The organism is Salinivibrio sp. PR919 (assembly GCF_001995355.1).
Lineage (GTDB): Bacteria > Pseudomonadota > Gammaproteobacteria > Enterobacterales > Vibrionaceae > Salinivibrio > Salinivibrio proteolyticus.
In genome coordinates this window covers 1-3792 of sequence record NZ_MUFL01000144.1, presented here as the reverse complement: position 1 = coordinate 3792, position 3792 = coordinate 1, and the positions used below count along the sequence as shown (strand labels likewise).

4 protein-coding genes are annotated in these 3792 nt (G+C 48.0%); all 4 read left to right on the top strand.

Going from position 1 to position 3792, the window contains the following annotated elements:
- Positions 1-103 precede the first annotated feature (103 nt).
- Positions 104-1174 carry a dTDP-glucose 4,6-dehydratase gene (gene rfbB, locus BZG83_RS16065; protein WP_077482057.1) on the top strand — a complete coding sequence of 357 codons (1071 nt, stop codon included), beginning with the start codon at positions 104-106 and terminating at the stop codon, positions 1172-1174.
- A 79-nt stretch (positions 1175-1253) separates the two neighbouring features.
- Positions 1254-2153 (top strand): glucose-1-phosphate thymidylyltransferase RfbA, encoded by a 900-nt coding sequence (rfbA, locus tag BZG83_RS16060; RefSeq protein ID WP_077482055.1) that lies wholly within the window; start codon positions 1254-1256, stop codon positions 2151-2153.
- Positions 2141-3040: a dTDP-4-dehydrorhamnose reductase gene (rfbD, locus tag BZG83_RS16055; protein WP_077482053.1), complete on the top strand. Its 900-nt coding sequence runs from the start codon at positions 2141-2143 to the stop codon at positions 3038-3040. The genes rfbA and rfbD overlap by 13 nt, the downstream gene beginning before the upstream one ends.
- Positions 3027-3590, top strand: a complete 564-nt coding sequence (gene rfbC / locus BZG83_RS16050; RefSeq protein ID WP_077482051.1) for a dTDP-4-dehydrorhamnose 3,5-epimerase — start codon at positions 3027-3029, stop codon at positions 3588-3590. Before rfbD ends, rfbC begins: the two co-directional genes overlap by 14 nt.
- Positions 3591-3792 lie beyond the last annotated feature (202 nt).

Here is a 3792-nt window from a genome sequence, read left to right as displayed (position 1 = left end):
ACTTTTCTCTCGGTGCCTTGCATGGCCTTCATTTCCTATAAGATAATTGAATCATCTTTAGTATTGCGTACTTACGGCGCCGATATATCAATAAAGGACAAAAATGAAGATTCTAGTGACAGGAGGAGCGGGTTTTATTGGCTCTGCAGTGATTCGGCATATCATCAATCAGACAACAGACTCGGTCATCAATGTTGATAAATTAACCTACGCGGGCAACTTAGAGTCGCTAGTGGATGTTGATAAAAGTAACCGCTACACGTTTGAGCAAATTGATATATGTGACAAAGCATCACTTGAGCGAGTATTTGATACTCACCAGCCTGATGCCATTATGCACCTAGCGGCTGAGTCGCATGTCGATCGCTCAATTGATGGTCCTGCTGCGTTTATTGAGACCAATATTGTTGGCACCTACACCTTGCTGGAGGTCAGCCGGCGCTATTGGAATACGCTCAGCGATGAGAAAAAAACAGCTTTTCGCTTTCATCATATCTCCACGGATGAGGTGTATGGCGATTTACATCATACAGATGCGCTTTTTACGGAATCAACGCCGTACGCTCCCTCAAGCCCGTATTCTGCCTCAAAAGCGTCCAGTGACCATTTAGTACGTGCTTGGCAACGCACTTACGAGTTACCGACCATTATCACCAACTGCTCGAACAACTACGGCCCCTATCACTTTCCTGAAAAACTGATCCCTCTGGTGATCCTGAACGCGTTAGAAGGTAAAGCGCTACCCGTATATGGCGATGGAACGCAAATTCGCGATTGGCTGTTTGTCGATGATCACGCGCGTGCGTTATACCGCGTTGTCACTGAAGGGGCGGTGGGCGAAACCTACAATATCGGCGGTCACAACGAAAAGAAAAATATCGATGTCGTGAAAACAATTTGCACCATCATGGACGAACTCGCACCGATGGATCAGCGAGGCTATTCGACCGGCACGCAGCACGCTTCGCTAATTACATATGTTCAAGACCGACCCGGTCACGATCGTCGCTATGCAATTGATGCTTCCAAGATTGAAAAGGATCTGGGTTGGCGACCAGAAGAAACCTTTGAGTCAGGGATTCGAAAAACGGTGGAATGGTACTTGGCCAACCGTGAATGGTGGCAGCGAGTGCTTGATGGCTCCTACTCACGAGAGCGCTTGGGTACAAACTAGCCTCAAGTATTATCAAATAGTGACTCCTTGGCTCGAGTGTTCTCTTGGGCCTAGGCGCAAGAACCTAGGACGTATTTTTATGAAAGGAATTATCCTTGCTGGTGGGTCGGGTACACGGTTATATCCACTCACACGTGGCGTTTCTAAACAGCTCCTACCCATTTATGACAAGCCAATGGTGTTCTACCCGCTGTCAACGTTGATGCTAGCGGGCATTCGAGACATTTTAATCATTACCACGCCAGAAGATAACGCGAGTTTTAAGCGTCTTCTCGGTGATGGTTCTGACTTTGGGGTTCGTCTTGAGTACGCCGTTCAGCCTAGTCCAGATGGCTTGGCGCAGGCCTTTATCATTGGCGAGCAGTTTATCGGTGATGACAGTGTATGTTTGGTACTCGGCGATAACATTTTTTATGGTCAGTCGTTTTCAAGCACGCTTAAACGTGCTGCGGCACGAGAGTCTGGCGCGACTGTCTTTGGTTATCAGGTCAAAGATCCTGAGCGCTTTGGCGTGGTTGAGTTTGACGATGAAATGAATGCCATCTCCATCGAAGAAAAACCGTCTAAGCCTAAGTCTCAGTACGCGGTCACTGGGTTGTACTTTTATGATAACCGAGTGGTTGAGATGGCAAAGCAGGTCAAACCTTCAGCCCGTGGAGAGCTTGAGATCACCGCGATTAATGAAATGTATTTGCATGATGAGACACTCAAAGTCGAGCTTCTAGGGCGTGGATTTGCATGGCTAGATACTGGCACCCATGAAAGCTTGCATGAAGCATCTTCTTTTGTACAAACCATTGAAAATGTGCAAGGGCTCAAAGTCGCCTGTTTGGAAGAAATCGCATGGCGACAAGGGTGGCTAACAGACGAACAGCTGAGGGCTTTAGCTGAGCCGATGATGAAGAACGATTATGGGCAGTATCTAGCAAAACTGGTTAAGGAATCGACAGTTAAAGGACATCCTGAATGCGCATCTTAATAACCGGTAGTCAAGGCCAAGTGGGTCATTGTCTTGTTAAACAGCTCACCGCAAAAAAACAGATCACCATGCTGGCGTGCACGAAAGATGAACTCGACATTACTGATCGTCAAGCGGTGATAAAAAAGGTCAACGCATTCAAGCCGAGTGTGATCATCAATGCAGCAGCTTACACCGCTGTGGATAACGCTGAAAGTGATGTCGAGAAAGCCTATGCCGTGAACCGAGATGGGCCCAAATACTTGGCAGAAGCTGCTGAGCAGCACCAAGCTACATTACTGCATTTATCAACCGATTACGTGTTCTCGGGTTGCAATGAAGCGCCATATAGAGAGACTGACCAAACCGACCCACACAGTGTATATGGTGCAAGCAAGCTAGCCGGAGAGCTGGCGGTACAGCGAGCGTGCTCTAAGCACATTATTTTGCGCACGGCGTGGGTGTTTGGTGAGCAGGGTGGCAACTTCGTTAAAACTATGCTGCGCTTAGCGTCGCAAAGAAACACGTTAAATGTCGTCAATGATCAGTTGGGTGGGCCGACTTACGCAGGTGATATCGCAAGTGCCCTGATTCGTATCGCGCAACACCTTGAAGAAGATGATAATCCCCGCTATGGCCTGTATCATTTTACCGGCTACCCGCATGTAAGTTGGTATGAATTTGCGTCTGCGGTTTTTGCTTGCGCGTACCAACAAGGCATCCTAAAAACTGTGCCGACAGTGACGCCTATTTCAACAGCTGAGTATCCCACCCCAGCTAAAAGACCGGCGAATTCGCGTTTAGATACCACGCAAATAATGGCCCAATTCTCAATTCCGCCCAGTGATTGGCAATGTGCACTGACCAACCTCAGCGATTATCAGGACGAATCTGATGCAAGTAATTAATACCGCAATTCCCGATATTAAAATTATCGAGCCGTCTGTATTTGGCGACGAACGAGGCTTTTTCATGGAAACTTGGAATCAAAAACGCTTTGATGAGCAAGTCACAGGTAAGCCAACCTCTTTTGTGCAAGACAACCACTCTAAATCTGCGCAAGGTATTTTGCGTGGCTTGCATTACCAAACGCAAAATACGCAAGGCAAGCTCGTACGGGTAGTGAGCGGTGAAGTGTTTGATGTGGCAGTTGATTTACGCCAAGGCTCCTCCACCTGTGGGCAGTGGGTGGGGGTATACCTCTCTGCAGAGAATAAGCGCCAGCTTTGGATACCCGAGGGGTTCGCTCATGGCTTTTATGTGACGAGTAAGGAAGCCGAGTTTGTCTACAAATGCACGGATTTCTACAATCCAGCAGCTGAGGTGACCTTGCAGTGGGACGACCCCGAGCTCGGCATTCAGTGGCCATTAACGGTTGCTCCCCTCCTTTCTGAAAAAGATAAGGCAGGGAAAACCCTCGCCGAACTGCGTAATCAGGGCCTACTTTTTAGTCTTTAGCATTCGTGAATGGGAATACGGAGCGCTTCGATTACGGAGTACGGAGAAGAGCAGAAAAGCCGCCCCTAGAATCTTAGGATCTAGGACCTTTACCCATCGGCACCGGCACGATAGGCTTTTTCCGTATTCCGTATTCCGTATTCCGTATTCCGTATTCCGTATTCCGTATTCCGTATTCCGTATTCCGTATTCCGTATTCCGT

Excerpts from the sequence above, each read along its gene's own strand:
- rfbD (WP_077482053.1), top strand. The coding sequence starts at position 2,141 with ATGCGCATCTTAATAACCGGTAGTCAAGGCCAAGTGGGTCATTGTCTT.
- rfbC (WP_077482051.1), top strand. The coding sequence starts at position 3,027 with ATGCAAGTAATTAATACCGCAATTCCCGATATTAAAATTATCGAGCCG.
- rfbA (WP_077482055.1), top strand. The coding sequence starts at position 1,254 with ATGAAAGGAATTATCCTTGCTGGTGGGTCGGGTACACGGTTATATCCA.
- rfbB (WP_077482057.1), top strand. The coding sequence starts at position 104 with ATGAAGATTCTAGTGACAGGAGGAGCGGGTTTTATTGGCTCTGCAGTG.